This window comes from Actinophytocola sp., from assembly GCF_009379765.1.
Taxonomy (GTDB): Bacteria; Actinomycetota; Actinomycetes; order Mycobacteriales; family Pseudonocardiaceae; genus Actinophytocola.
On the sequence record NZ_WHTD01000049.1, the window covers coordinates 21,903 to 47,560 of the forward strand.

Below are 25,658 nucleotides of genomic sequence, written 5' to 3' on the forward strand. Positions count from 1 at the left end.
TTGTATGTGGTATACCACTCGAGTGACGGGACTGAGATGACGACTCTCGAGGAGCCTGTCACGTCCGTACGGACCGTGACGGCCGAGATCGACGGCCAGCCGGTGACCGTGCCGGACGGCACCACCATCTACGACGCGGCGAGACAGGTCGGCGTCGACATTCCGGTGCTGTGCCACAACGAGCGCTACGACCCGGTCGGCGTGTGCCGGATGTGCGTGGTCGACACCGGCGGGCGAGTGTTCGCGGCCGCCTGCGTGCGCCCGTGCGAGGACGGCATGGAGGTCAGGACCAGCACTCCGGAGCTCGAACGCAACCGAGCCACGTTGACCGAGCTGCTGATCTCCGACCAGCCGCCGCGCGCCGAGGACCCGAAGCAGACGACCACCGGCGACAACATGCTGCTGGACCTCGCCGACCGGTTCGACGTGGCTCGCGAGACCACCGATCTGCCGTGCGGCTCCGGCCGGGGCCACGACTCGTCGAACCCGGTCATCGAGGTCAACCACGACGCCTGCATCCTGTGCGACCGCTGCGTCCGGGCGTGCGACGACATCCAGGGCAACGACGTCATCGGCCGTTCCGGCAAGGGGTACGCGACCACGATCGCGTTCGACCTCAACGACCCGATGGGCGCCAGCTCCTGTGTGACCTGCGGTGAGTGCGTGCAGGCCTGCCCCACCGGCGCGCTGACCAACAAGGCGATCAACAACATCCCGATCCAGCCGCGCGAGCAGCTCGACGCGGTCGACAGCGTGTGCCCGTACTGCGGCGTCGGCTGCGCGCTCACCTACTACGTGGACCGGTCGCGGGACGCGATCGCGTTCGCTGAGGGCCGCGACCAGCCGGGGTCGAAGAGCCGGCTGTGCGTCAAGGGCCGCTACGGCTGGGACTACGCGGCCTCCCCGCAGCGGCTCACCATGCCGCTGATCCGCATCGACTCGGCCTACCCGAAGGGCCCGCTGTCCGCGGACGTGCGCGGGGACACCAGGGGAGACACCGAGAACGACCGCGGTCGGGGCGGCGCCGGCGGCAACCGCAGCGGTGGCGGGCGGAGCGAGAAGAAGAAGGGCCGCGACGGGCGCCGCAAGCCCGGCGGGCTCGTCGACTACGACGAGGTCATGCCCTACTTCCGGGAGGCCACCTGGGAGGAGGCGCTCGACCTCGTCGCCCGGCGGCTCAAGGAGATCCACGCGACGGGCGGGCCCGGCGCGATCGCCGGCTTCGGCTCGGCGAAGTGCTCGAACGAGGAGGCCTACCTCTTCCAGAAGCTGATCCGGGCCGGGTTCGGCACGAACAACGTCGACCACTGCACCCGGCTGTGCCACGCCTCGTCGGTCGCGGCCCTGTTCGAGGGCGTCGGCTCCGGCGCGGTCTCCACCACGTACGGCGACGTCGCCAACGCCGACGTCGTGATCATCACCGGGTCCAACCCGACCGCGAACCACCCGGTGGCGAGCTCGTTCTTCAAGCAGGCCCGCCGGCTCGGCACGAAGATCATCTATGTCGACCCGCGGGCCAGCACGGTCGCCGAGCACGCCGACTACCACTGCCAGGTCAAGCCGGGCACCGATGTGGCGTTCTACAACGCGATCATGCACGAGGTGATCCGGCTCGGGCTGATCGACCGGGACTTCATCGCGGCCCGCGTGTCGAACTACGAGGAGTTGGCCCGCACGGTCGCCGACTACCCGCCGGAGCGGGCCGCGCAGATCACCGGCGTGGCCGCCGACGAGATCCGCGAGGTCGCCCGGGTGTGGGGCGAGGCGAAGAGCGGCGTCATCTACTGGGGGATGGGCATCTCCCAGCACACCACCGGCACCGACAACGCCCGCTGTCTGATCGCGCTGTGCTCGATCACCGGCAACGTCGGCCGGCCCGGCACGGGACTGCACCCGCTGCGTGGGCAGAACAACGTGCAGGGCGCCTCCGACGCCGGGCTGATCCCCATGTTCTACCCCGACTACCAGGGCGTGGACGCGGACGCGACCCGGCAGCGGTTCGAGCGGGCGTGGGGCGCTCGGCTGGACCCGAACCGTGGCCTGACCGTCACCGAGATCATCGGCTCGGTGCTCAAGCCCGGTGGTGTGCGCGGCATGTACATGCTGGGGGAGAACCCGTTCCTGTCCGACCCCAACATCAACAAGGTGCGCAAGGCGTTGGCGGCGCTGGACTTCCTGGTGGTGCAGGACATCTTCCTCACCGAGACCGCCGAGTTCGCCGACGTGATCCTGCCGGCGTCGTCGTACCTGGAGAAGGACGGGAGCTACACCAACACCGACCGCCGGGTGCAGTTGGGCCGCAAGGTCATGGACCCGCCCGGTCAGGCGCGGGTCGACTGGGAGATCGTCCAGGACATCGCGCGGCGGATCGGGCTGGACTGGTCCTACTCCTCGCCGAGCGAGGTGTTCGACGAGATGGTCGCGCTCATGCCGTCGTACGAGAACCTGCGCCACGACAACCTCGGGCTGTCCGGAAAGCTCTACCCCAACGCCGATCCCGAGCACTCCGACGGGACCGTGGTCCTGTTCGACGAGCGGTTCAACACCGACGACGGCTTGGCGCACCTCGTGGCGGCGCAGTGGCTCCCGGCCAAGGAGCTGCCGGACGCGGAGTACCCGCTGGTGCTCAACACCGGCCGGCTGCTCGAGCACTGGCACACCGGCTCGATGACTCGGCGGTCCTTCGCACTGGACACGATCGCGCCGATCGCCGAGGTGTACATGCACCCGAAGGACGCCGCCGACCGCGGCCTCGCGCACGGCGAGCTGGTCCGGGTGCGGTCCCGGCGTGGCGTCATCGACCTGAAGGTGCGCATCTCCCATCGCGAGCAGCTGGGCAACGTCTTCATCCCGTTCCACTTCCGGGAGGCGGCGGCCAACCTGCTGACGATCGACGAGATCGACCCCGTCGGCAAGATCCCCGAGTTCAAGTTCTGCGCGGTCGAGGTCGAGGCGCCGGGCGCGGCGCACGCGAGGTCAACGGCAACGCTGGGAGCGGCGGAATGACCCTGAGTTCTGAGCGGGCCGCGCAGGTGCCGGCCCGCCGGGTGCCCGGTGTGGAGGCGCGGAACGGGAAGTTCCCCGGGCCGTCGCTGATCCCGGCGCTCAACGCGATCCAGGCCCGGCTGGGGTGGCTGCCTCGCGAGGAGCTGGAGGAGCTCGCGCGCGACGTGCGGCGGCCGCGGTACGAGATCGAGGGTCTCATCTCGTTCTACCCGCACTTCCGCACGACGCCGCCCACGAAGGTCGCGGTGCACGTGTGCCACGACCTGTCGTGCTGGGCGAGGTCCGCGGACGACCGGATCGCCGAGGCGAAGGCCCGCTACGGGGACGACGCCGATGTCGAGCTGGTCGAGGTGTCCTGCCTCGGGCGCTGCGACGTCGCGCCGGCCGCCGCGGTCAACGAGCACCCGGCCCCGGTGTCCGATGTGGACTCCCTGGTGGCGGCGGCGCGGGCGGACGGGGTCGGCGAGGCCACCGTGTCGGGTCGGACCGAGCCTTGGCCGAACGACCCGTACCCCGCTGACTCGGGGGTCGCGGGGCGGTACACGTCGTTGCGGGCGTTGCTGGCCGGCGAGCTGAGCGCCGACGCCGTGGTGGCCACGCTCTCGGAGTCGGGGCTGCGTGGCATGGGCGGCGCAGGGTTCCCCACGGGCAAGAAGTGGGAGCTGGTCGCCGGTACCGACGATCCCGTCAAGTACGCGATCTGCAACGCCGACGAGTCCGAGCCCGGCACGTTCAAGGACCGCCAGATCCTCGCCGACCAGCCGCACCTGGTCCTCGAGGGGCTGCTGCTCGGCATGGCCGTCGTGGGCGCCGAGCAGGGCTGGGTGTTCATCCGGCACGAGTACGGCCCGGAGGAACGCGTGCTGCGCGCGGAGATCGACGCGCTGCGCGAAGCCGGCGTGGTCGGCCCGGACGCCTGCGGCAGCGGGCGCCGGCTCGACCTGGACGTCTTCGTCTCGCCGGGTGGCTACATCCTCGGCGAGGAGACCGCGCTGCTCGAGTGCATGGAGGGCCACCGTGGCGAGCCGCGGAACAAGCCGCCGTTCCCCGGCACCTACGGGCTGCACGGCCGTCCGACGCTGATCAACTCGGTGGAGACGTTCGCCGACGTGCCGGTGATCCTGCAGCGCGGCCCGGGCTGGTGGGCCGAGCAGGGGCGCGGCGAGTCGGTCGGATGGAAGTTCTTCGCCGTGTCCGGGCACGTCGAGCGTCCCGCGGTGTACTGCGTGCCGATGGGCACCACCGTGCGGGAGCTGATCGACCTCGCCGGCGGCGTGCTCGACGGCGCCGCGGTCGGCGCGGTGCAGCCGGGTGGGGCGTCGTCGAACTTCATCGGCCCGGACCAGCTCGACCTGGCGCTGGACTTCGGCACGCTCGCCAAGGCCGGCACCATGCTCGGCTCCGGCGCGCTGGTGGTGCTCGCCGAGGGCACCGACCTGCTGGCCGCGTCGACGAACGTGCTGCGCTTCTTCCGCAACGAGTCCTGCGGCAAATGTGTGCCGTGCCGGGTAGGGTCCACCAAGGCCCACGAGCTGCTGCGCGGGGTGCTGGACGCCGGCACGTCGTCCCTCGACGAGGCGCAGCACGGGCGGATACTGCAGCTGGAGGAGGCCATGCGCAAGACCTCGATCTGCGGCCTCGGCCAGGTCGCGCTCGGACCGGTGGTCTCGGTGCTGGGACTGGACAAGGGCGCCGCCGCGGCCCGCCCGCAGCCCCGGCCGCAGGGCTCGGCGGAACAGCCGGACCGGTGACCGGGCGGGAGTTCTTCACGGCCCGCACCGTCGCCGAGGCCCTTGCGGGGTTCCGGCCCGCGCACCGCACGTCCGCGGCGGACGTCCCGCTGTCCGCCGCATTGCACCGGGTGCCCGCAGGCGCCGTGCCCGCGCCGGCCGCGCTGCCCGGGTTCGTTCGCTCCACTGTGGACGGGTTCGCGGTCCGCGCGGCCGACACCTACGGCGCCTCCGACGGGCTGCCGTCCTATTTGGACCTGCTCGGGGCGGTGCGGATGGGTGCGGCGCCGGCGGTAGCGGTCCGGCCGGGCGGGTGTGTCGCGATGCCGACCGGGGGCGTGCTGCCCGACGGTGCCGACGCGGTGGTGATGGTCGAGTACACAGCCGAGACGATGCCCGGCACCATCGAGGTCACCCGGCCCGTCGCGCCGGGCGGCGGGGTCGTGCGTGCCGACGAGGACGTCGCCGCCGGCGCGGAGCTGGTGCCCGGTGGTCGCCCACTGCGCGCGCCCGACCTCGGACTGCTCGCCGCCGCGGGGGTCACCACGGTGTCGGTGCACGCCCGGCCGCGGGTCGCGATCATCTCGACGGGCGACGAGGTGGTGCCGCCGGACACGGCGTCGCTCGCCCCGGGCCAGGTGCGGGACGCGACGGCGTCGGCGCTGGCCGGGCTGGTGGCCGACGCCGGCGGCGAGCCGGTCGTCGCCGGCATCGTCGACGACGAGCCGGGCGCGCTGAAGAACCGGCTGGCCGAGGTGCTGCCGTCGGCCGACCTGGTGGTGGTCTCGGCGGGCTCGTCGGTCGGCGCGCGGGACGAGACCGCGGGTGCGGTGGCCGCCGTCGGCGACATCTGGTGCCACGGGCTCGCCATCAAGCCCGGCAAGCCCACGCTGCTGGCCGACTGCGGTGGCACCCCGCTCATCGGGCTGCCCGGCAACCCGTTGTCGGCGTTGGTCGTGTTCGGTCAGGTCGGCGTGCCGCTGGTGTGGCGGCTGGCCGGCTGCGACTCGCCGCCGCCGTCGCCCGGTGTCCGGGCCCGGCTCTCGCGTGACCTCGCCTCGGCCGCCGGCCGGCTCGACGTCGTCCAGGTGCGGGTGCGCGACGGCGTGGCCGAGCCGCTGTTCGGGCCGTCCGCGCTGCTGTCGGTGCTCACCCGCGCCGACGGGTACCTGGTCGTCCCGGAGCCGGCCACCGGGCTGGACGCGGGCAGCGACGTCGAGGTCGTCCTGTACCCATGAGCCCTGTACCGATGGGTCCGGCGAGCCCCTTCGTCTCCGACGTCCCCGCGGCGCAGGCCCTCGCCGCCTGGCGGGAGTCGCGGGCGGCGGCGGGCTGCCCCGCCCGCGTCGACGCGGTCCGCGTGCCGGTGGGGCAGGCGGTGGGGCGGGTGACGGCCGAACCGGTGTGGGCCGCGCGATCCTCGCCCGCGTTCGACTCGGCCGGCATGGACGGGATCGCGGTCCGCGCCGCCGGCACCGTGGGCGCGGCCGAGACCACCCCGGTCCTGCTCGGCGCCGAGGACTTCGAGGTCGTCGACACCGGTGACCCGCTGCCGGCCGGCTACGACGCCGTGGTGATGCGCGAGCACGTGCACCACACCGGTGACGGCAGGGCCGAGCTGCGCGCGGCCGTCCCGCCCTACCAGCACGTCCGGTCGATCGGCGAGGACATCAGCGCGGCCGAGCTGCTGCTGCCGGAAGGCCACCGGCTGCGCCCGGTCGACGTCGCCGCCTGCGCCGCCGCCGGCGCCACGGAGCTGGCCGTCCGGCGTGCCCCCGTCGTGGTGATCGTGCCGACCGGCGACGAGATCCGGCCGATCGGCGCCGAGCTCGGGCCCGGCGACATCCTCGACACGAACTCGATGATGCTGGCCGCCCAGGCCCGTGAGGCCGGCGGCGACGCCCGGGTCACCGACATCGTCCCGGACGACCCGGCGGCCATCACCGCCGTGCTGTGCGCGGCCGCCGCCGAGGCCGACCTGGTGCTGCTCGTCGCGGGCTCGAGCGCCGGCCGCGACGACTACACCGCCCGCGTGGTCGCCGCCGCCGGCTCGGTCGCGGTGCACGGGGTCGCCGTGCGCCCCGGCCACCCCGTCGTGCTCGGCACGGTCGAGGCGACGCCCGTCGTCGGCGTGCCCGGCTACCCGGTCTCGGCCGCGCTCACCTTCGACATCTTCGCCGCCCCGGTGCTCGCCGAGCTGGAGGGCGCCGCGCCCCGCGAACGCCCGTCGACCACCGCGCGGCTGGCGCGGAAGCTGCCGTCCGTCGTCGGCATGGACGACTGGGTCCGGGTCCGCCTCGGCCGGGTGCGGGACCAGATCGTCGCCACCCCGCTGCCGCGCGGCGCCGGCGTGCTCACCTCGCTGGTGCTCGCTGACGGGCTGCTCGTCGTACCGTCCGGAGTGGAGGGTCAGCACGCCGGCGCCGACGTGCGGGTGGAACTGCTGCGCGGCCTGGGCGAGATCGGTCGCACCATCGTGGCGATCGGCTCGCACGACCTGGTGCTCGACCTCGCCGCGTCCGCGCTGCGCGCCGCCGACCCCCTGATCACGCTCGCGTCGTCGAACGTCGGGTCGCTGGGTGGACTCGTGGCTCTGCGCGACGGCCTGTGCCACGTCGCCGGCTCGCACCTGCTGGACCCCTCGACCGGTGAGTACACGCTGCCCTATGTGGACAAGCTGCTGGGGGACGCCGACATCGCCGTGATCCGGTTGGTCCACCGCGACCAGGGCCTCATCGTCGCTCCCGGCAACCCGTTGGGCCTCACCGAGGTCGGCGACCTGACCCGGCCGGGCCTGCACTACGTCAACCGCCAGCGCGGCGCGGGCACCCGAGCCCTGCTCGACCACGAGCTCACCCGCCGCGGCATCGACGCCACGGAGATCCTCGGCTACTCGCGTGAGGAACACACCCACCTCGCGGTGGCCGCGGCGGTGGCCGCGGGCCGCGCCGACGCCGGTATGGGCATCCTGGCCGCCGCGCGCGCGTTCGGCCTGGACTTCGTCGCGGTGGCCCAGGAGCCCTACGACCTGGTTCTGCGCACCGACACCTGGTCCGACGAGCTGCTCGCCCCGCTGTGGGCCCTGCTCGAGCGCGCCGACTTCCGAGCCGGCGTGGAAGCACTGGGCGGCTACTCCTGCACCGAGACCGGTCGCCGCATCCGATGAGCCTCGACCTGGTTGAGAGAACTGCGCAGGATCAGCTCCGGACTGAGGTACGCGTGCGCGCCAGCCGGAGTCTCCCGCGGGTTCCGATGGTTGATCTCCCGGCCGGCCGGTCAGCGGCCGAGCGCGGCACCCAACCGGCGAATCACCTCGGACTCGCCGACCTCGCCGGGGCCGCCGGAGGGCGCATGCTCCGTGATGGCCGCACCGACCACGTTGTCCAGCCGGGAGACCAGGTCGACCAGCCGTTGCGACGGCACCCCGTCCGGTACGGGATAGCAGGTCGAGCCGAACTCCGAGGGGTCGAGGACGTCCAGATCGATGTGGACGTACACCGGGCCGGTGAGACCGTCGAGCACTCTGTCGAGGTCCTCGACGCCGCGCGTTCGGAGGCCGGCCCTCTCGATGTACTCGTACTCCGTCGCGTCGCCGGTCCGGAGTCCCGCGAGGATCACCTGCTCCGGCGCCAACGGCCGCTCCGGAACGAGCGGTGCCGCCCCGTCGCCGAGCAGGGTACGCAGCACCATTCCGTGGAACGAGCCGGACGGCAAGGTCTGCGGGGTGTACACGTCCGGGTGCGCGTCGATCCACAGGACCGTCAGCCGGTCGCCGTGCCGCTTGCGGGCGGCGGCGATCGGTGCCAGGTCCACCCCGCAGTCCCCGCCGGCGGTGATCACCACGTCGTCGATGCCGGCCAGGGCCTCGTGAGTCAGCCGCAGGTTCTCGAGCAGCACGTCGAGCGCGCGCACCCCGGCCTTCATCTCCCCATCCGCGTCGAGCACCGGGACCGTGACCCGGGCGTCGGCCGGGATCAGCTCGGCGGTCCGCCGGGCGCCGGCCACGAGCCGGGGCGCTCCGCTCGAACCAGACCCTTGCCACTGGGGCACGCACAGCACCGTCGTCACGCGACAGCTACAAGCCGCGACAGCCACACCGCCAACGGTTTCACGCGTGGACAGAACGCGAGCCGGCAGACGTTGGCCATCCGGGGTTGGGATACCCTCCACCGAGGCTAATGGCCATTAGCCACATGAGGGAGGCGTCATGGCAACGCCGGGGCTCGACCTCGCCGCGCTCGCCGGGTACGTGCCGTCGGCCGGGCCGCTGCGCGCGCGGCTCATCGCCGGCGGCAGGTCCAACCTCACCTACGAGGTCACCGACGGCACCGGCACCTGGATCGTCCGGCGGCCGCCACTCGGCGAGGTGCTCGCCTCCGCACACGACATGGGTCGCGAGTACCGGGTGCTGACCGCGTTGCGTGACACAGCGGTGCCGGTGCCACGCACCTACGCGTTCTGCGCCGACCCCGGGGTGATCGGCGCCCCGTTCTACGTGATGGCCAAGGCCGAGGGGGTGCCGTTCCGCACCGCCGCCGAGCTCGCCCCGCGCGGGCGGGCCAGGGTCCGCCGGATCAGCGAGGCGATGGTCGACACCCTCGCCACGCTGCATGCCGTGGACCCCGACGCCGTGGGGCTCCACGGGTTCGGCAGGCCCGAGGGCTTTCTCGCGCGGCAGGTCCACCGCTGGCGCGTCCAGCTGGAGCACAGCCCCGATCGGGCGGCGGCCGACCAACTGCACGCCCGGCTCGCCGCCGCCGTACCCGCGGAGTCCCGGCACTCGGTGGTGCACGGCGACTTCCGGCTCGACAACCTGCTGGTGGACGAGCACGACCGGATCACCGCGCTGCTCGACTGGGAGATGGCCACGCTCGGCGACCCGCTCACCGACCTCGCCCTCCTGCACGCCTACGACTGGATCGCGCGCAACGACCGCGCCGGCGCTCTCGGTGACGCCCCGGCCGCCCCGGGGTTCCTCGACCCGCACCGGATCGCCGCGAGGTACGGCTGCGACCGGGACCTCGGCTGGTACCACGGGCTCGCGTTCCTCAAGCTGGCCGCCGTCTTCGCGGGCATCCACCACCGCTACGTCAACGGCCAGACCGTCGGCGACGGCTTCGCGACCGCGGGCACGCTCGTGCCCGGCCTCCTGGCGGCGGGCCTCGACGTGGTCAGCGCGCCGCGCGGCCGCCGCTGATGTCGTGGACCGCGCCGGTGGAGAAGCCGCACTTCTCCGAGGCCGGCCAGGCGGCCAGCTCCGCGACCTCCTCCGGCCGGCCGAGCCGCGCCATCGGGATCCGCTCCACGAGGTACTCGACCACGGCGTCGTCGGTGGCCCGGCCATCGGCGACGCGACCACGGTCGGCGCGATCGCGTTGACCAGCACGCCGGTGGTGGCGAGCTCCTTGCCCAGCGACTTGATCATTCCGATCCCGCCGACGGTGCCGCCGCCTGCGTAGTGACCACTGTGGACCGTGGCCGAGTTGGCCTGGTGGTACCGGCGGTCGCGAAAGCCTTGGCGCGGGCCGATCTGGCGTTGTCCGATGTGGACCTGATCGAGCTGAACGAGGCCGTCACCGCCAGGTCCTGGCGGTGACGGCCGAGTGGCGGCTGACCCCGGCCGACTTCGACCGTCTCACGTGAACGGCTCGGGCATCTCGCGGGGGCACCCGATCGGCGCGACCATCCTGGCTACCCTGCTCCGCGAGCTGGACCGCAGCGGCGGCCGATCCGCCGTGGAGACGATGTGCATCGGCGGTGGCCAGGGGTCAGCCGGCGGCGTCCACCATCCGCAAGGCCAGATCGCCGTAATGCCAGGCGATCTCGTCCTCGGAGAGCTCACCGTCCTCGCGGTACCAAGCGGCGACACCCATGCCGAGGTCGAGAATGGCGTAGGACGTGAGCCGGACCGAGGGCACGTCGAACCGTCCGGCGCGCACACCGTCTTCCACCAGTGTGCGGAACCGGTGCTCGTAGTCGGCGCGGCTGGCCAGGACCGCCGTGCGGTGCGGCTCGTCGAGGCTGCGGATCTCGCGGTTGCCGACGAACGCCTCCGGACGGTGCCTGGCGTGGTAGCGCACATGCGCCTCCGCCGCCCGGCGCAGCCGCACGGCGGGATCGGTGCTGCCCCGTACCGCCACCTGGTGTGCCTCGCGCAGTTCGGTCATGGTGTCGAGCATGATCCCGGCCAGCAGGTCCTGTTTGGACGCGACATGCTTGTACAGGCTCGGGCCGCGTATCCCCACGGCGGCGCCGATGTCGGCCATCGTGGTCGCCTGGAAGCCGTTGTGCGCGAACAGTTCCAGGGCGGCGTCGCGGATCGCCGCGAACCGCGACGTGGTGCCCGCTTCACCGGCCATGTCCCTCTCCTCGCACTGTGAGCTATCCAACGGTAGCCGCACGAGCACTCTACTGCCGGGATGTGCGTCACTGAGCTAACCTCGAGCAAGCTAATGATTATTAGCCGCAGCGGCTCGAGGAGGTCAACGGCGATCGACCTGCGGCACGGCCAGGAGGTCGATGAGCTCGCGCGGCGGACCGAGGACCTCGTTCGGGACACGGTGGTTCCGGTGGAGGAGCACCACGGTTGGGGTGATCGCCGACGGAGGAGGTGCGAGCCGAGCCGCGGCAGGCGGCGAAGGACGCCGGGGTCTTCGCGCCGCACGCGCCACGCGCGTACGGCGGGCACGGGTTGGGGATGTGCGACCGAGCACCGGTGTTCGAGGCGGCGGGCTACTCGCTGTTCGGGCCGCTCGCGCTGAACATCGCCGCGCCGGACGAGGGCTTCGCCTACGCGCAGGTGCGGCTCGGCCCGGCCAGGATGACCCATTGCATGCGGTGGCTCGGCGTGGCCCGGCGCGCGCAGGGCATCGCCGCGGGACACGCCGCGCGGCGACGGCTGTTCGGCTCCAGGCTCGCGGAGCTCGGCATGGTGCAGCAGATGATCGCCGACAACGAGACCGACATCGAGGCGTCCCGCGCGCTCATCCTGCGCGCCTGCTGGGAGCGCAGATATGCGGTGCGCTCGGCATCTCCCACGACGTGCTACTGGCCCGGTTCCTGGGGGAGGTCCGACCGTTCCGGATCTACGACGGCCCCTCGGAGACCCACCGGTGGGCGATCGCCCGCCGGGTGGTCGGCCGTCATCTCGCCGCGAACGCCGCGAACGCCGCGAACGCCGCGGAGAGCCGCTGATGCCGAACCAGTGACGGGTCAGGGGCTCGCGGTCCCCGAGCGTCCCTGTCGCGAATGTTCAGGTCCGTGCGGATGGTTCGGTAATCCTCGCGGCATGCCGTCGTGGCGTCCCGCTCCGCGGAAGAGTGCCCATCCGTCAGCGGCGCAGCAGTCTCGCGGTCAAGCTGAGGACTGCGAACAGCGGTCCTTGTATCCACGGCGGCGGATTCGTGAAACGGACCTCCGCGGCGTGCGTGCGTGCTACCGGGACGAGGTCGAGCAGCGAGCCGCCGCGGTTGTGCGCCGCGTCCATGGCGGCGAAGAACCGCTCTGTGTGCATTGCGGGGCGGGTCTGCCAGATGGCGCGTGCTCCGTCGTGCGTTGCGGTCATGGCGTGCACGGTGCCGCGGGGGATGTCCAGCACGTCACCGGGTCCTAGCAGGCGTTCTTCGCCGTCGAGGAGTACGCGCAGTTGGCCGTCGACGACCTCGAAGTGCTCGTCCTGGGCAGGGTGGAAATGCGCGGGTGGCAGCGGACCGCCACCAGCCCACGTCGCCTCGACCTCGAGCAACTCGCCCCCGGTGTCGGCGCTCGATCTCCTGACTGTGAGGGTCTGTTGCGGAGACAGGCGGTAGGTAGCGTCGTTCATGGGCGCACACGATCACAGGCGGCCGCCGGGGCCGCAAGCCGTTGCTGGACGGTGGCGACGTACACCTGTAGCTCCAGCAACGAGCAAGCCGACCGACGTTGCGACGGTGAGCGGACGGCCGTGGAATCGCACGTCACCCGGGGCCAGGTACTCCTCGACGCGACGGTTGCTTTCGAGGTGCCGGAACGCCGCCGGTGCATTCGCCTCCGCGGACCGACTTGTGGACGACGTGCGGAACGCCCGCGGTCGTGGCGTTGCCGACGATCGTCCACTTGGGACTGTCCACGGGTTTGGTCGATGCGTGTGATGGCCGTCGTCCTCGCGGACGGGACAACCTTCAGGTGACTAGCGCGATACACCGGCTCCAGCGCTGCGAGACTTCCTGGATGTTTGCGGGTTCTTCCGGGTGGTCAGGTTGTGGCCGGTGTGGGTGCGCTGGGCCGGTGGGCGGGTTGGAACAGCTCGATCAGGTTGTCAGCGGGGTCGGCGAGCAGGATCTGACGCCCGCCGGGGCCGGCGACCGCGTCGCCGCGGAAGGACAGACCGGCGTCGCGGAGCCGGGCGATCTCAGCGTCCAGGTCGTCGACGACGAGGTGGATGCGGTTGCGGGGGACGGCACGTCGGGCGTCGTCGGGGGTGGCGCGGGTGCCGGAGCTGGCGGGGCCCGACAGCAGGAGCCGCAGCGGGCCGCGTACCACGTCGGCGAAGGCGGGTGCGGCGCTGGTGTTCAGGGTGAAGCCGAGGTGGGTGATGTAGAAGTCGATGGCTGCCTGTACGTCGTTGACGAGGTATCGGACGCTGGCGTACTGGTCGGGCGCGGTCACGGCTGAGCTCCTTGGCGGTGGGTGGTGGTGAGGACGGGCAGCAGGTGCCGAACGCGGGTGTCGATGTCGGCCGCGGCGCGATGGAAGGCGGAATAGCCGGCCTGGTCGGTGTCGCTCGCGGTAGCCGGGTCTGGGATGCTCCAGTGGATCCGCCGCGGATGGTGGGGGAACTCGGGGCAGGCTTCGCGGGCCTTGTCGCACAGCGTGATCACATGGTCGAACCGGCGGCGGGCGAGGGTGTCGAGGTGCCGCGGGTCTTGGCCGGCGATGTCGATGCCGAACTCCTCGCGCAGAACCCGCACGGCGTGGGGGTGCAGCTGGGGCTTGGGGCGGCTGCCGGCGCTTGTCACGGTTACCCGGCCGGCGGTGTGGTGGCGCAACAGCGCTTCGGCGACGGGTGAGCGGGCGCTGTTGCCGGTGCACACGAACAGCACAGCGATACGTCGGGGCCGTTGGTGGCCGACCGGGAGGGTCGGTGATGTGGCGTCCCGGTGCAGCGTCGGGTGCAGCGCGGCGCCGGCCTCGGCCAGCGCCGCCGCGCAGCGCTCCAGATCCAGGTGATAGTAGCTGTCACGGCCGTCGAAGCTGCTACGCGCGGCAGTGACCAGGCCGCCGCCGCGCAGTAGCCGCAGGTGGTAGGAGACCAGGTTCTGTGGCTGGCCCACCCGGGTGACGAGTTCGCGGACCCGGTAGTCGCTGTCGGCGAGTGCGGTCAGCAGGTTCCAGCGCAGCGGGTGGGCGGCCAGCCGGACGAACGCCGGTGGCACAGCGACTTGCTCTGAGGGCACCACGAGCGAAGAATACATCAAACACGTTTGATGGACCATCGTGGTGGTGAGGTTGGCGGTGCCTCCCAACCACGGCCCGCGACGTGGTCCGAGCGCCCGGCGATCGAAATCCGGACACACCGATCGGCGCAAGACCACGAGTGCGCGTAGGGCGCACCAAACGCGGAGGGAGCGGGCACAGCTTGTCGGATGGTTCCCGCACCTGCGGGAGACGAGGCCCTGGCCGTTGTCGGGCGGCGATATCCGCTCACGAGAGATATCGCGTGCCGAGTGCACTGGGAGCCGGGGACGCGATTGACATGACGCATTCGAGGTACTCAAGTCCGATGATGTCTGGTGTCGCGTGACCCTGAAACCTTTACGCCGCTGCGGCCAACGCGGCCCGTGGCCGCGTTGGAGAAAAGCCCAAGTACATCCAGTACGAGCGACTTTCCGCCGCCTTGCCAGGAGCCACGTTGATCCACAGCGGACGCAAAGGAACAGGATCACGCGACACTGGTTCGCCTTCGAGATCCTCATAGATCACGACGCGGTCGTCGGTCATCGCTCCGACCTGTTGGATCGGGCCGCGCCTGGTACGAGGGCACCTTCCTGCCCCGCGTCGGGCCGATCACCTGTACGGCCTGCTGGCCTACTTCGCCATCATGTGGGCCGGTGCCTACGCCCTCGGCCGCGCCTCCGGACTGAGCTACCCGCGCACCACCATCCTCGCGTTCACCGCCGCCGGCAACAACTTCGAGCTGGCCATCGCCCCCGCGATCGGCGTCTTCGGCGGCACCTCCGGCCAAGCCCTCGCCGGCGTCGTCGGCCCGCTCATCGAGGTGCCGGTCCTCGTCGCGCTCGGCTACGTCAGCCTGTCGTTACGCCGCCGCTGGGCGAGTCAGGATGACAGCGGGACACGCTGAACCGGCCACGAGCGCCAACGCTGACGATTCGCAGGCCGAGGCGCTGAGCCCCGCGGTGCGCCTTCGGCGACTCGCGCCACCCGCTATGGGATTGGGTGGGTCAGGCGGCGGTCGTGCGCCGGTAGCGCAGGACCGCGGCGGGGACGGTGACGGCCAACAGGCCGGCGATCACGGCGAGGGCCTGCCACACGTGGGTTGCGGTGGGGCCGCCCAGGCACAGCGCTCTCAGGGCGTCCACGGTGAGGGTGATCGGGTTGATCTTCGCGAAGGCTTGGAGCCAGCCGGGCATGGTGGCGACCGGGACGAAGGTAGAGCTGGTGAAGATGAGCGGGATGACCGCGAGCAGCCCACCGAGGCCGGCCGATTCGGGATCCCGCACCAGCAGTCCCAGGAGGGCGAAGATCCAGGAGAACACGAACCCGATCGCCAGCGCCAGGCCGATCGCGGCCAGGGCGGCGCCCGGGCCGGCGTGGAAGCGGAACCCGACTAGTGAGCCGACGCCGGTCATCAACGCGAGCACGAACAGGTTGCGGATCGCGTCGGCGGCTGTGCGGCCGGCGAGGACGGCGGAGCGGGCCATGGGCAGGGCGCGGAATCGGTCGATCATGCCGGTGGTGAGGTCGTCGGCGGTCGCGACGGCAGTCTGGGAGGCGCCGAAGGCGATGGCGAGCACGAAGATCCCGGGCAGCAGGTAGTCGATGTAGTGCGCCACGCCGGGTGCGTGGACGGCGCCGCCCCAGGCGTAGGTGAACAGCAGCACGAACAGCACCGGCTGCACGGTGGCGAACGCGATGAGGGTCGGCACCCGCACCAACCGGCGCAGGTTGCGGCCGGTGACCGTGCCGATGTCGGACACGAGCCCCGGCGCGGTCATGCCGACCTCCCGGCCGGTTGACCGGTCAGGGTGAGGAACACGTCGTCGAGACTCGGCCTTCGCACGGCGAGGTCGGTCACTCGCAGGCCGGTAGCGGCCAGGCGCGCGGCTACCTCCGGCAGGATCGCCGGTCCGTCGGTGACCGGCAGCACCACCTGGCCGGTCTCGGGGTCGACGACCGGCGCGCCACTGCCCAACCCGGCCAGGGCGTTCGCCAACGCGGCGGGATCCGCTCCGGGGTCGGCGTGCAGTTCGAGGCGGTCGCCACCAACCTGGGCCTTGAGCTCCTCGGCGCTGCCGGCGGCGACGACCCGGCCGGCGTCCAGCACGACGATCCGGTCTGCCAGCCGGTCCGCCTCCTCGAGGTACTGCGTGGTCAGCAACAGCGTGGCGCCCTGACCGGTCAGCTCCTCGAGCAGCCGCCACAGCCCGAATCGGCCGCGCGGGTCGAGGCCGGTCGTCGGTTCGTCCAGGAACAACACCGCCGGCGCGGCGACCAGGCTGGCCGCGACGTCCAGCCGCCGGCGCATCCCACCCGAGTAGGTGCGGACCGTTCGATCACCGGCGGCCGTGAGCTCGAACAGTTCCAGCAACTCGTCGGCGCGGCGGACCGCGGCTCGGCCCAGTCTCGACAGCCGGCCGATCATCCGCAGGTTCTCCCGGCCGGTCAGGTAGCCGTCGACCGCGGCGTACTGGCCGGACAGTCCCATCAACCGTCGTACCGTGGCGGCCTGGCTCGTCACGTCGTGCCCGGCCACCCATGCCCGCCCGGCGTCCGGCGCCAGCAATGTGGCCAGGATCCGCACCATGGTGGTCTTTCCCGCGCCGTTCGGACCCAGCAGCCCGAGCACCGTGCCGGCCGGCGCCTCCAGGTCCACGCCCGCGAGTGCGTGGATCGCGCCGAAGCGTTTGGTCAGGCCTTCGGCGACGATCGCCGGCCGTTCATCCATGCCAAACCTCCGAACGCTATAGGTAGCGTTGCTACTTATCCAGCTACGGTAGCATAGCTACTCATGACGTCCAGGCACGCGGCGGCGCAGGCTCTCAAGGGGCATCTCGACGTGTTGTTGCTGGCGACGTTGGCGGACGGGCCGCGCCACGGTTACGCGGTGAAGGAGGCGCTCCGGAACGGCAGTGACGGCCGGTTCGACCTGCCCACCGGCACGATCTACCCGGCGCTGCACCGGCTGGAGCGTGCCGGGCTGATCACCGGGGCCTGGTCGGTCGTGGACGGCCGGCGGCGGCGCAGCTACCAGCTCACCGCCACCGGACAGGAGCGGCTGACCAGGGAGCGGTCCAACTGGCGCGAGTTCGCCGGCGCCGTCACCTCGCTGTTGGAGCGGGCGCCGTGGCCGGCCACGCCCTGATCGAACAGCACCTCGTGGCGCTGGCCCGCGGGCTCCCCTCCGCGGTGTTGGACGAGCTGGCCGACGGCCTCATCGAGACCTACGAGCAGCACCTCGCACGCGGTCTCGATCCGGCTGCGGCTGCCGAGGCGGCGGTGGCTGAGTTCGGCGATGCCGGCCAGATCGTGGCCAGCTTCGCCCGTCAGGCTCCCGGACGCCGGACTGCGGTTACCTTGCTGGCCACCGGACCGGTCTTCGCCGCCTGCTGGGGACCGTCCCTGCTCCTCGGGCACGCCTGGCGCTGGCCGATTCCGGTCGCCGCCATAATCCTGTTCGGGCTGGCGCTGCTCGGCGTCGTCGCGACCCTGGCGGTGGCAGCGGGCAGCCGTCGCGACTACCACCGCACCCGGCTCGCCCTGCCGGGCGGGATCGGACTCGTCCTTGTCGACATCGCGATGCTGGTCGCCGTGCTGTTCGCCGCACCGGCGCTGGTCTGGCCGATGGCCGTCGCGATCCCGGCCAGCCTGGCGCGCATCGGCTTGACGGTCTGGTCGATGCCGCAGGTTCTGGCGAACTGACGGGCGCCGCGCTGTGCGGCCGGATCGGGTCAGCCGAGGCGGATGATTCCTTTGTCGAGGGCGGTGGCGACGGCGGCGGTGCGGTCCTCGACGCCGAGTTTGGTGTAGATATGCAGCAGGTGGGTTTTCACGGTGGCCTCGCTGACGTGGAGTGCCTTGGCGATCTGCTTGTTGGCTTGGCCGCGGGCGGCCGCGGTGAGGACCTCGATCTCCCGGCTGGACAGGGCGGGGCCGTGCTCGCCGCGCATTCGGCTGAGCACCTTGGCCGCGACGGCGGGGGAGAGGGCGGAGGTGCCGTTCGAGGCGGCGCGGATCGCGGCGCAGAGCTGGTCGCGGTCGGCGTCCTTGAGGAGGTAGCCGACTGCGCCGGCCTCGATCGCGGCGATGATGTCGGCGTCGGTGTCGTAGCTGGTCAGCACCACCACTCGGGTCCGTGGGTGGTGTTCCCGGATTGCCGCGGTGGTGGCGATGCCGTCGAGGTCGGGCAGTTGCAGGTCCATGAGCACGACGTCGGGTTGCTGGGCGGCGACCTCGCGTAGGGCGGCGCTGCTCGTGCCGGCGGCACCGACCACCTGGAGGTCGGGTTGGGTGGCGAGGACGGCGGCGAGGCCGTCGCGGACGACCGGGTGGTCGTCGACGATCAGGATCGTGATCATGTGGTGGCCACCGGTACGGACAGGGCGATCGTGGTGCCGTCGCAGGGCGCGCTCTCCACGGCCAGCGTGCCGGCGAGGCTGTCGACCCGTTCCCGCATCCCGGCCAGCCCGACACCGTGGGCCGGCGCGTCGATACCAGTGGGGATGCCGATGCCGTCGTCCTGCACGTCGATCACGAGCATGTCGTCCACATAGGACAGCGTGACGGTGACCTCGGTGGCGGCGGCGTGCCGGCGCACGTTGGTCAGGGCCTCCTGGACCACGCGCAGCAGCTGGGTTTCGGCGGTGTCGCTGAGCGGCACCGGGTCGCCGGTGATCACGGTATGGGCGTCCACAGTGGTCTCTTCGGTCAGGCGGTCGGTGAGCTGCCGGACCGCGTAGGGCAGCCGGGCGCCGTCCAGTTGGGCGGGTCGGAGTGCGTTGATCAGGCGGCGGCTCTCGACCAGGTTCTCCCGGGCGGTGCGCAACGCCTGCTCGACCCGCCGGGCCGCCGGCCCGCCGGTCGGCAGGTCGTCGCGCGCGGCGTCGAGCACGAGCGCGATGCTGGCGAAGCCCTGGGTGAGCGTGTCGTGGATGTCGCGGGCCAGCCGCTGCCGCTCGGCCAGGGTGCCGGCCCACCGCTCGGTGGCGGCGAGCTCGGCGTGGGCGGCGGCCAGCTCGTCCAGCAGCCGCTGGCGGTGTCGCCCTTCGCGGTCGAGCGTGGCGATGTAGCCGACCACCGCGACCGCGGCCAGCACGCCCAGCCCGCAGGCCAGCACGGTGGATCCGGTCACCGCGCCGCCGGTGAGCGCGCGGTGCGCCAGCCATGCGGCGGTCAGCAGGAGGAACGCGGTGGCCGCCCACGGTGGACGGTGGATGCAGTACGGGACCAGCACGGCCACCCCGACTCCGAGCAGCCCCGGGTCCGCCGCCGTCGCGAGCGCCCACAGCGCAGCAGCGCCGATCAGGTAGGCCAGGTGCGGCGGGACGGCGCCGCGGCGGACGACGAACCAGTAGCCGTACCAGGCGGCCAGCGTCGCCACGACGCTCAGCCCGGCAGCCGGGTGGCCGGCGGCGGGGACCGCGCCGAGGGTGGGTAACGCCAGGGCGACGGCGAACAGCGCGTGCTGCCACACCAGCGTCCGCCGGGTCCACGGCTGGTCAGGTGCCATGGTCACCCACGATAGGCGCTCACCCGGCAGTCCGGGATCGGTGAACCGGCCAGCCCGGCATCCACCGGACGGCGCGCCGGGATCGGCCCGCCGGTCGATGCCGCCGACGCTGCCGCCGGCCACGATCGACCGGTGATCGAGATCGCCGACCTGACCAAGACCTACGGATCCGGCAGTCGGACCATTGTCGCGGTCGACTCGTTGAGCTTCCATGTCAAACCCGGGCTGGCGACCGGCTTCCTCGGACCCAACGGGGCCGGCAAGTCCACCACCATGCGGATGGTCCTCGGGCTGGACCGGCCCGACGCCGGCACCGCGCTGCTCGGCCTCGGCTGCGGGCTGCTCGTCCGGTACACCGCCGGCGCGGTCACCACCCTGCTCGTCGTCCTGCTCGGCCTGCCCATCGTCGGCCAGTTCCTGCCGGACAGCTGGCAGCGCGTCACCCGCTACCTGCCCCCGGAACCCGGCTGGGCCATGTTCACCCCCGCCGACTCCTCGCTCGCGCTCGGACCCGCCACCGCCGTGTTCGCCGCATGGGTCGCCGCCGCGCTGGGAGCCGCCGCGATCACCTTCCACCACCGCGACGCGTGATGCTCACCATGGCGATCCCCGCGTCGGTCCTCGCGTCGATTCCGAGCCCGACTCAGGGTGTCTGGCACCTCGGGCCGGTCCCCGTCCGCGCCTACGCGCTGTGCCTGCTGGCCGGCATCCTGCTCGCCGTCTGGATCGGGAACCGCCGCTGGGCCGCCCGCGGCGGCCGGCCAGGGACCGTTGGAGGCGTTGTGGACGTGGCGGTGTGGGCAGTGCCGTTCGGGATCGTCGGCGCCCGCCTGTACCACGTGGCCACCGACTGGCAGCGCTACTTCGGCCCGGGCCGCAACCCGCTGGACGCCGTGCGGATCTGGGACGGCGGCATCGGCATCTGGGGCGCGATCGCCATGGGTGCGCTCGGCGCGTGGATCGCCTGCCGCCGCCACGGGATCGCACTGCCGGCCATGGCCGATGCCCTCGCCCCGGGGATCGCGCTCGGCCAGGCTGTCGGCCGGTGGGGCAACTGGTTCAACCAGGAGCTCTACGGCCGGCCGACCAGCCTGCCGTGGGCGTTGGAGATCGACCGAGCCCACCGCCCGGCCGGGCTCGCCGAGGTCGCCACCTACCACCCGACGTTCCTCTACGAGTCCCTGTGGAACCTCGCCGTGGCCGTGGCCGTGGTCCTGGTGCTGGCCGAGCGCCGGTTCCGGCTCGGTGGCGGCCGTGTCTTCGCGTTGTACGTGGCCCTCTACACGCTCGGCCGCGCCGGGATCGAGGCGCTGCGGATCGACCCGGCCCACCACATCCTCGGGCTACGGTGGAACGACTGGGTCGCCGCGCTGGTCTTCCTCACCGCGATCGGCTGGCTGTGGGCGACCCGACGACGCCCTGGCCTGACTGACACTGTCCCGATTGGAGACCACCGGTGAGTACGCCGATCGAGCAGCCGGCGTGGCGGGTGCTGTTGGGCTATGTCCGGCCGTTCCGTCGGGCTCTGGTCGCCGGCGGTGCGTTGAGCCTGGCCACCGCGGCGACCGGGTTGGCGCTGCCGCTGGTGGTGCGTGAGCTGATCGGCAGGCTCGGCGGCGACGGCGGTGGTGGTGGCTCGGTCGTGGGCCTGCTGGGGTTGATGACGGTGCTGGTGCTGACCAACGCGGCCATCGGCGCGGTCGGTTCGTTCCTGCTGGAGCGCACCGCGGAGTCGGTCGTGCTCGTCGCCCGGCGGCGGCTGGTCGACCGGCTGCTGTGGCTGCGCGTGCCCGCGCTGGACACCACCGAGCCGGGCGATCTGATGTCCCGGGTGAGCGCGGACACCACGCTGCTGCGCGAGGTGAGTACCCAGTCGGTGGTCTCGGCGGTCACCGGCGCGCTGACGCTGCTGGCCACGGTCACGATGATGATCCTGCTCGACCCGCTGCTGCTGGCGGTCACCCTCACCGCGCTCGTGCTGGCACAGGTGGTGGTCGGCGTGGTGGTGCCGCGCATCTCCCGCGCCGCCAAGCAGGCCCAGGAGTCCGTCGGCACGATGAGCGCCGCGCTGGAACGCGCGCTGGGCAACCTGCGCACCGTCAAGGCCTCCGGCGCCGAAGCCCGCGAACGCGACCGGCTGCACGATGCGGCATTCCAGGCGTGGCGAGGCGGCGTGCGGGCCGCCGTGTGGCAGGCGGTCGCCGGCAACACCGGCGGGCTCGCCATCCAGCTGTCCTTCATCGTGGTACTCGGCCTCGGCGGAGCCCGCGTCGTCTCCGGCGCCATCGACGTCGGCACCCTCGTCGCGTTCCTGCTCTACCTGTACTACCTGATGCCACCCATGCGGGACCTCGCGCACGTGGCCGCCCAGTACCAGGTCGGCGCCGCCGCGATCGCCCGCATCCGCGAGGTCGAGACCCTCCCCACCGAACCCGCGAGTCCACCTGGTCCACATGCGACAGTGAATGGGCAGGCCGCCGACCCGGCGTCGGTCGCGTTCACCGACGTGCGCTTCCGGTATCGCCCGGAGCTTCCCGAGGTCCACCACGGCGTCACCTTCACGGTGCCGCCCGGCGGTATGACCGCGTTCGTCGGCCCGTCCGGCGCGGGCAAGACCACCGTCTTCTCGCTCATCGAGCGGTTCTACGACGCGGACTCCGGGCACGTGCGCCTCGACGGTGTCGACGTCGGGGACTGGCCGCTCGCCGAACTCCGCGCCGCGATCGGCTACGTCGAGCAGGACGCCCCCGTGCTGTCCGGCACCCTGCGCGACAACCTCCTCTTCGCCGCCCCGCACACCACCGACACCGAGCTGCGCGACGCGCTGGCCACCACCCGCCTCGACGGTATGATCGCCCGGCTGCCCGACGGCCTGGACACCCCGGTCGGCCACCGCGGCATCAAACTCTCCGGCGGCGAACGCCAACGGGTCGCCATCGCCCGCGCCCTGCTGCGCCGCCCGCGGCTGCTGCTGCTCGACGAGGTCACCTCCCAACTCGACGCGGTCAACGAGGCCGCGCTGCGGGAGACCATCGCCGACGCGGCAACCACCACCACCGTCCTCGTCGTCGCCCACCGACTCTCCACCGTCACCGCGGCCGACCGCATCGTCGTCATGGACACCGGCCGGGTGCGCGCCACCGGCACCCACACCGAACTCGTCGCCACCGACCCCCTCTACGCCGAGCTGGCCGCCACCCAGCTCCTCACGACTTGAGGCGGTACCCGGGTACCGGGTTTACCGTGGGTGCATGCTTACCGCGGAGGTCGCGCGGCGGGCCGGGGTGAACACGCAGACGCTGCGGTACTACGAGCGTCGCGGGTTGCTGCCCGACCCCGGCCGCCGCTGCGGCTGTTCCGGTCCCGCGGACGCGGTGCGGATCGGGCGGTTCGTCAAGCGCCCTCAGGACTTGGGGTTCACCCTCACCGAGATCGAGGCGCTGCTCGACCTCGCCGAGGGCGGCCCGGACAGCTGCCACGCGGCACGTGACCTCGCCGGCGAGAAGATCACCCAGCTGGACGGCAAGATCGCCAGCCTGGTCGCCATGCGCGACTCGCTGCACCGGCTCCGCGACACCTGCACCCGGCCCCGCGCGGATCGGGAGTGCCCGCTGCTGCACAGCCTCGACCCGACCTTCGACAACGCGGCGGACGGTGCGCGGCGTTGACCATCGCGCCGGTCGGCGGCTCAGGCGCCCGTCGGGAGCACGACGCCGGCCTTGGCGAGGGTGGTGTTCGTGACCCGGCGCCAGAACTCGTGGAACTCGGCGACGGTGAACAGCCGCCCGCCGGGGTGGGTGGCCAAACCCACGCCGCCGACCTGGCCGAGTTCGACCGGGGCTGGCTGGACGTGATGGAGCAGACGCCGTTCGTGCGGCTGGTCAGCGGGCTGGTCGGACTCACCAGACTGGGGGAGTGTCCCGCTCGGCTCGAACGGCTCGCGTCCATTGTAGATCAGCCGGTGACGGAGACCGGGGCGCTGGTGCGGGAGAACACCTGCGCGGCCACCGGCACCCCGATCCGGATCGACTTCGTCCCCGACGGCTACGAGCGGGCGGACCCGCCGGAGGTGGTCACGGTGCTGCTCCCGCTCGGCACTCACCGCCACTATCACCGAGCTCCGCGCCGAAATGCAGCAACTCCGCCAACAGAACTCGCTGTTGCTCGGCCGACTCCGGGAACACACAACGGGGGCACATCGCTGATGGGCACCACACACCACCGACGCGACCATCAAACATCCCGGTCCACCTCATACAAGGCGACCGCTTGCAACGGACTCCCGGTGAACGCACTCGAGTGCTGACGTCACACCTGCGCGATGGCGATCAGAGCGTCCCGAGCATCCATCCGGGACAGACGCTCGTGCAACGCATCCGAGTGGAGCCAGTCGCGGATCGGTGCAGCCGCGTCCTCGGGATACCACCACAGCATCGGCTCACCGCCAACCGCGAGGTCATCAGCCCAATAGCGCGCCAGACGTGCAATCCCCGCGTCCGCATCGGCACTGGTCAGCGTGTCGAGATAGCTCAACCAGGGCGTCAGGTCGCGGTCGACGTGGGCAGCGGCGCAGACCAACTGCCCAACGTCGTACTGGTTCATGCCGCCGGTGACGGCACGCGCCACCATCGCGCGCAGCGTGTCGCGCACCGCCGCCTGCTCCTTGTCCGGCCACGTGGAGAAGCGGGCGAAGACCAGACCATGCAAAAGGCGCTCATCGGGCAAGGCTTCCAACAAGCCGAGGATCCGAGGTGCGAGTCCACGCCACACCAAATCGTACTGCTCCTCAGACCAGTGGTCGGTGACCTCACGCGCGAACGACCCGACCAGGTCGTCCGGCACCAGCGCGGGGTCGCCACCGAGCAGTTCCAGATCGGACCGCGCATAGCAGTAGGTACAACCGTCCACCACACCGACGCGGGGCACGCCGGCGAAGACACGACCGAGATCCATGTCCTACACGCTACGGCGGCGCGTCGACCCAATTACACGCTCGCCGCCTCCCACCATGCGCATCCTCGCGTGGCCGGACTTCTCGGTTTCCCGCGTCCCAAGCGGGTTCCACGAGGTGTGTACGTCGAGCAAGCCATCGCACGTTCCACAAAGGCAAGTTGCTTGAGCGGCCGGTCGACCTCACGTCCAAGACCTCGCCTGCCGCTTCATCTGCCGCCATCGAGGAGGTCGCATGACCCGCCTTGGTTGATCGGGGTTGGACGAACCACCAGCCGCCGGACACACTGGCGCCGTGCCGACCGTATACAAGAACCCACGTGGTCAACGCGCGGTGCGGCAATGGTGTTCGGAAGCCTTGGCGCGAGCGGACTTCCCACTCACCAACGCGACCTTGGACACCAGCGTCGGCCGAGTGGAACTCACCTCCGCCGGAACTGGACGGCCGCGGGTCGTCATGGTGCCCGGGACCGGCTTCAACGCTGTGGTGGCTCTGCCGTGGCTGCAGGCGCTGTCGGTCCACTGGGCGACCACAGTGGTGGATCTGCCGGGTCAGCCCGGACTCAGCGATCCGCGTCGGCCTCGCCGGGCCCGGCTGGCCTGGTACGGCCGAGCGCTGGATGAGATTCTGGCGGCTATGGATGCCGACGGGGTTGTGTTGGTGGGCAACTCACTGGGCGCCGCCGTGGCCCTGGCCGCCAACTCGCCCCGAATCGCGGCGCGGGCGCTGGTCTCACCCGCCGGCTTCATCCGTCTCACAGTGGACCCGAAACTGGCGCTGGCTTCGGCCGTTTGGCTGCTGCGTCCCACAGCCGAACACACCCGCCGCATGCTCCGGCTGTTCGTCGCCCCCGGCGCGGACCCGCCCGAGACCGAGGTGGAGTGGATGGCCCTCATGGCCACCTGGTGCCGCACGACTCTGGCCCCTCCGCCCCTGTCCGCCGAACTACTGGCCCGTCGCGCCGAGCGGCCGTGTGTAGTCGGGGTCGGAGAACATGACCGGTTCCTGCCACCCCATCGACTGGCAC

24 protein-coding genes and 4 pseudogenes are annotated in these 25,658 nt (G+C 71.8%); 15 read left to right on the top strand and 13 right to left on the bottom strand.

Going from position 1 to position 25,658, the window contains the following annotated elements:
• Positions 1-75 precede the first annotated feature (75 nt).
• From fdhF to GEV28_RS16910, 4 genes are read left to right on the top strand one after another with little or no spacing between them, the layout of a single operon-like run.
• Positions 76-3,006, top strand: a complete 2,931-nt coding sequence (gene fdhF, locus GEV28_RS16895) for a formate dehydrogenase subunit alpha (protein ID WP_291413033.1) — start codon at positions 76-78, stop codon at positions 3,004-3,006.
• Positions 3,003-4,757, top strand: coding sequence for an NAD(P)H-dependent oxidoreductase subunit E (locus GEV28_RS16900; protein WP_291413034.1), 1,755 nt, complete (start codon positions 3,003-3,005; stop codon positions 4,755-4,757). The genes fdhF and GEV28_RS16900 overlap by 4 nt, the downstream gene beginning before the upstream one ends.
• Positions 4,754-5,974, top strand: a complete 1,221-nt coding sequence (glp, locus tag GEV28_RS16905; RefSeq protein ID WP_291413035.1) for a gephyrin-like molybdotransferase Glp — start codon at positions 4,754-4,756, stop codon at positions 5,972-5,974. The genes GEV28_RS16900 and glp overlap by 4 nt, the downstream gene beginning before the upstream one ends.
• Entirely contained in the window at positions 5,971-7,902 is a 1,932-nt protein-coding gene (locus GEV28_RS16910; protein ID WP_291413036.1) for a molybdopterin biosynthesis protein, read from the top strand. Before glp ends, GEV28_RS16910 begins: the two co-directional genes overlap by 4 nt.
• A 110-nt stretch (positions 7,903-8,012) precedes the next feature.
• Here GEV28_RS16910 and GEV28_RS16915 read toward each other — a convergent pair whose 3' ends face one another.
• A complete protein-coding gene (locus GEV28_RS16915; RefSeq protein ID WP_291413037.1) occupies positions 8,013-8,786 on the bottom strand; it encodes an arginase family protein in 774 nt (257 codons plus the stop codon).
• A gap of 157 nt (positions 8,787-8,943) precedes the next feature.
• On the opposite strand from GEV28_RS16915, the gene GEV28_RS16920 reads away from it, so the two are divergent.
• Entirely contained in the window at positions 8,944-9,933 is a 990-nt protein-coding gene (locus GEV28_RS16920; RefSeq protein ID WP_291413038.1) for a phosphotransferase family protein, read from the top strand.
• Here the strand turns inward: GEV28_RS16920 and GEV28_RS16925 are convergent.
• Positions 9,908-10,057: an SDR family oxidoreductase gene (locus tag GEV28_RS16925; RefSeq protein ID WP_291413039.1), complete on the bottom strand. Its 150-nt coding sequence runs from the start codon at positions 10,055-10,057 to the stop codon at positions 9,908-9,910. The two genes, GEV28_RS16920 and GEV28_RS16925, sit on opposite strands and share 26 nt — an antisense overlap.
• A 173-nt stretch (positions 10,058-10,230) precedes the next feature.
• On the opposite strand from GEV28_RS16925, the pseudogene GEV28_RS16930 reads away from it, so the two are divergent.
• Positions 10,231-10,510, top strand: a pseudogene (locus tag GEV28_RS16930) (acetyl-CoA C-acyltransferase); the annotation flags it as partial.
• Here the strand turns inward: GEV28_RS16930 and GEV28_RS16935 are convergent.
• Positions 10,505-11,095, bottom strand: a complete 591-nt coding sequence (locus GEV28_RS16935) for a TetR/AcrR family transcriptional regulator (RefSeq protein ID WP_291413040.1) — start codon at positions 11,093-11,095, stop codon at positions 10,505-10,507. The pseudogene GEV28_RS16930 and the gene GEV28_RS16935 sit on opposite strands and share 6 nt — an antisense overlap.
• A gap of 473 nt (positions 11,096-11,568) precedes the next feature.
• On the opposite strand from GEV28_RS16935, the pseudogene GEV28_RS16940 reads away from it, so the two are divergent.
• Positions 11,569-11,930: pseudogene (locus tag GEV28_RS16940) on the top strand (acyl-CoA dehydrogenase family protein).
• Between the two features lie 136 nt (positions 11,931-12,066).
• Here the strand turns inward: GEV28_RS16940 and GEV28_RS16945 are convergent.
• The 4 genes from GEV28_RS16945 to GEV28_RS16960 all read right to left on the bottom strand — a co-directional run bounded on the left by GEV28_RS16945 (position 12,067) and on the right by GEV28_RS16960 (position 14,714).
• A complete protein-coding gene (locus GEV28_RS16945) occupies positions 12,067-12,558 on the bottom strand; it encodes a cupin domain-containing protein (protein WP_291413041.1) in 492 nt (163 codons plus the stop codon).
• A gap of 410 nt (positions 12,559-12,968) precedes the next feature.
• Positions 12,969-13,382, bottom strand: coding sequence for a VOC family protein (locus GEV28_RS16950; protein WP_291413042.1), 414 nt, complete (start codon positions 13,380-13,382; stop codon positions 12,969-12,971).
• Positions 13,379-14,188, bottom strand: coding sequence for an ArsR family transcriptional regulator (locus tag GEV28_RS16955; RefSeq protein ID WP_291413043.1), 810 nt, complete (start codon positions 14,186-14,188; stop codon positions 13,379-13,381). The genes GEV28_RS16950 and GEV28_RS16955 overlap by 4 nt, the downstream gene beginning before the upstream one ends.
• Before the next feature lie 340 nt (positions 14,189-14,528).
• The gene (locus tag GEV28_RS16960; RefSeq protein ID WP_291413044.1) at positions 14,529-14,714 is read right to left on the bottom strand and encodes a hypothetical protein; all 186 of its coding nucleotides are present in this window, start codon (positions 14,712-14,714) and stop codon (positions 14,529-14,531) included.
• A 20-nt stretch (positions 14,715-14,734) separates the two neighbouring features.
• Here GEV28_RS16960 and GEV28_RS16965 point away from each other — a divergent pair.
• Positions 14,735-15,075, top strand: a pseudogene (locus GEV28_RS16965) (arsenic resistance protein); the annotation flags it as partial.
• Between the two features lie 100 nt (positions 15,076-15,175).
• Here GEV28_RS16965 and GEV28_RS16970 read toward each other — a convergent pair.
• Both GEV28_RS16970 and GEV28_RS16975 read right to left on the bottom strand, forming a co-directional pair.
• On the bottom strand, positions 15,176-15,949 hold the full coding sequence (locus GEV28_RS16970) for an ABC transporter permease (RefSeq protein ID WP_291413045.1): 774 nt from the start codon (positions 15,947-15,949) through the stop codon (positions 15,176-15,178).
• A complete protein-coding gene (locus GEV28_RS16975; protein WP_291413046.1) occupies positions 15,946-16,899 on the bottom strand; it encodes an ATP-binding cassette domain-containing protein in 954 nt (317 codons plus the stop codon). Before GEV28_RS16975 ends, GEV28_RS16970 begins: the two co-directional genes overlap by 4 nt.
• 63 nt (positions 16,900-16,962) lie before the next feature.
• On the opposite strand from GEV28_RS16975, the gene GEV28_RS16980 reads away from it, so the two are divergent.
• Together GEV28_RS16980 and GEV28_RS16985 are read left to right on the top strand one after the other, a co-directional pair.
• Positions 16,963-17,316, top strand: a complete 354-nt coding sequence (locus GEV28_RS16980; RefSeq protein WP_291413047.1) for a PadR family transcriptional regulator — start codon at positions 16,963-16,965, stop codon at positions 17,314-17,316.
• Positions 17,298-17,873: a permease prefix domain 1-containing protein gene (locus GEV28_RS16985; protein ID WP_291413048.1), complete on the top strand. Its 576-nt coding sequence runs from the start codon at positions 17,298-17,300 to the stop codon at positions 17,871-17,873. The genes GEV28_RS16980 and GEV28_RS16985 overlap by 19 nt, the downstream gene beginning before the upstream one ends.
• A 29-nt stretch (positions 17,874-17,902) precedes the next feature.
• Here GEV28_RS16985 and GEV28_RS16990 read toward each other — a convergent pair whose 3' ends face one another.
• Together GEV28_RS16990 and GEV28_RS16995 are read right to left on the bottom strand one after the other, a co-directional pair.
• A complete protein-coding gene (locus GEV28_RS16990; RefSeq protein ID WP_291413049.1) occupies positions 17,903-18,529 on the bottom strand; it encodes a response regulator transcription factor in 627 nt (208 codons plus the stop codon).
• The gene (locus GEV28_RS16995; RefSeq protein WP_291413050.1) at positions 18,526-19,680 is read right to left on the bottom strand and encodes a sensor histidine kinase; all 1,155 of its coding nucleotides are present in this window, start codon (positions 19,678-19,680) and stop codon (positions 18,526-18,528) included. The genes GEV28_RS16990 and GEV28_RS16995 overlap by 4 nt, the downstream gene beginning before the upstream one ends.
• 132 nt (positions 19,681-19,812) lie before the next feature.
• Here GEV28_RS16995 and GEV28_RS17000 point away from each other — a divergent pair.
• The 4 genes and pseudogenes from GEV28_RS17000 to GEV28_RS17015 form a co-directional block, all read left to right on the top strand.
• Positions 19,813-20,004 (top strand): annotated as a pseudogene (locus tag GEV28_RS17000) (ATP-binding cassette domain-containing protein); the annotation flags it as partial.
• A gap of 266 nt (positions 20,005-20,270) precedes the next feature.
• The gene (gene lgt, locus GEV28_RS17005) at positions 20,271-21,140 is read left to right on the top strand and encodes a prolipoprotein diacylglyceryl transferase (protein ID WP_291413056.1); all 870 of its coding nucleotides are present in this window, start codon (positions 20,271-20,273) and stop codon (positions 21,138-21,140) included.
• Positions 21,137-22,897: an ABC transporter ATP-binding protein gene (locus tag GEV28_RS17010; RefSeq protein ID WP_291413051.1), complete on the top strand. Its 1,761-nt coding sequence runs from the start codon at positions 21,137-21,139 to the stop codon at positions 22,895-22,897. The genes lgt and GEV28_RS17010 overlap by 4 nt, the downstream gene beginning before the upstream one ends.
• Before the next feature lie 34 nt (positions 22,898-22,931).
• Positions 22,932-23,348, top strand: a complete 417-nt coding sequence (locus GEV28_RS17015; protein WP_291413052.1) for a MerR family DNA-binding protein — start codon at positions 22,932-22,934, stop codon at positions 23,346-23,348.
• A 20-nt stretch (positions 23,349-23,368) separates the two neighbouring features.
• Here GEV28_RS17015 and GEV28_RS17020 read toward each other — a convergent pair whose 3' ends face one another.
• Together GEV28_RS17020 and GEV28_RS17025 are read right to left on the bottom strand one after the other, a co-directional pair.
• Positions 23,369-23,491, bottom strand: coding sequence for a hypothetical protein (locus GEV28_RS17020; RefSeq protein ID WP_291413053.1), 123 nt, complete (start codon positions 23,489-23,491; stop codon positions 23,369-23,371).
• 497 nt (positions 23,492-23,988) lie between these two features.
• A complete protein-coding gene (locus GEV28_RS17025) occupies positions 23,989-24,633 on the bottom strand; it encodes a hypothetical protein (protein ID WP_291413054.1) in 645 nt (214 codons plus the stop codon).
• 412 nt (positions 24,634-25,045) lie between these two features.
• On the opposite strand from GEV28_RS17025, the gene GEV28_RS17030 reads away from it, so the two are divergent.
• The coding region (locus GEV28_RS17030) for an alpha/beta hydrolase (RefSeq protein ID WP_291413055.1) at positions 25,046-25,658 on the top strand (613 nt) is incomplete at its 3' end.

Bases quoted from the DNA above. Each gene is read 5' to 3' on its own strand.
- GEV28_RS16970 (WP_291413045.1), bottom strand. From the start codon at position 15,949: ATGACCGCGCCGGGGCTCGTGTCCGACATCGGCACGGTCACCGGCCGC.
- GEV28_RS16980 (WP_291413047.1), top strand. From the start codon at position 16,963: ATGACGTCCAGGCACGCGGCGGCGCAGGCTCTCAAGGGGCATCTCGAC.
- GEV28_RS17015 (WP_291413052.1), top strand. From the start codon at position 22,932: ATGCTTACCGCGGAGGTCGCGCGGCGGGCCGGGGTGAACACGCAGACG.
- GEV28_RS17025 (WP_291413054.1), bottom strand. From the start codon at position 24,633: ATGGATCTCGGTCGTGTCTTCGCCGGCGTGCCCCGCGTCGGTGTGGTG.
- GEV28_RS16910 (WP_291413036.1), top strand. From the start codon at position 5,971: ATGAGCCCTGTACCGATGGGTCCGGCGAGCCCCTTCGTCTCCGACGTC.
- GEV28_RS16955 (WP_291413043.1), bottom strand. From the start codon at position 14,188: ATGTATTCTTCGCTCGTGGTGCCCTCAGAGCAAGTCGCTGTGCCACCG.
- GEV28_RS16900 (WP_291413034.1), top strand. From the start codon at position 3,003: ATGACCCTGAGTTCTGAGCGGGCCGCGCAGGTGCCGGCCCGCCGGGTG.
- GEV28_RS16995 (WP_291413050.1), bottom strand. From the start codon at position 19,680: ATGGCACCTGACCAGCCGTGGACCCGGCGGACGCTGGTGTGGCAGCAC.
- GEV28_RS16935 (WP_291413040.1), bottom strand. From the start codon at position 11,095: ATGGCCGGTGAAGCGGGCACCACGTCGCGGTTCGCGGCGATCCGCGAC.
- GEV28_RS16920 (WP_291413038.1), top strand. From the start codon at position 8,944: ATGGCAACGCCGGGGCTCGACCTCGCCGCGCTCGCCGGGTACGTGCCG.
- GEV28_RS16990 (WP_291413049.1), bottom strand. From the start codon at position 18,529: ATGATCACGATCCTGATCGTCGACGACCACCCGGTCGTCCGCGACGGC.
- lgt (WP_291413056.1), top strand. From the start codon at position 20,271: ATGCTCACCATGGCGATCCCCGCGTCGGTCCTCGCGTCGATTCCGAGC.
- GEV28_RS16975 (WP_291413046.1), bottom strand. From the start codon at position 16,899: ATGGATGAACGGCCGGCGATCGTCGCCGAAGGCCTGACCAAACGCTTC.
- GEV28_RS16960 (WP_291413044.1), bottom strand. From the start codon at position 14,714: ATGACCGACGACCGCGTCGTGATCTATGAGGATCTCGAAGGCGAACCA.
- GEV28_RS16945 (WP_291413041.1), bottom strand. From the start codon at position 12,558: ATGAACGACGCTACCTACCGCCTGTCTCCGCAACAGACCCTCACAGTC.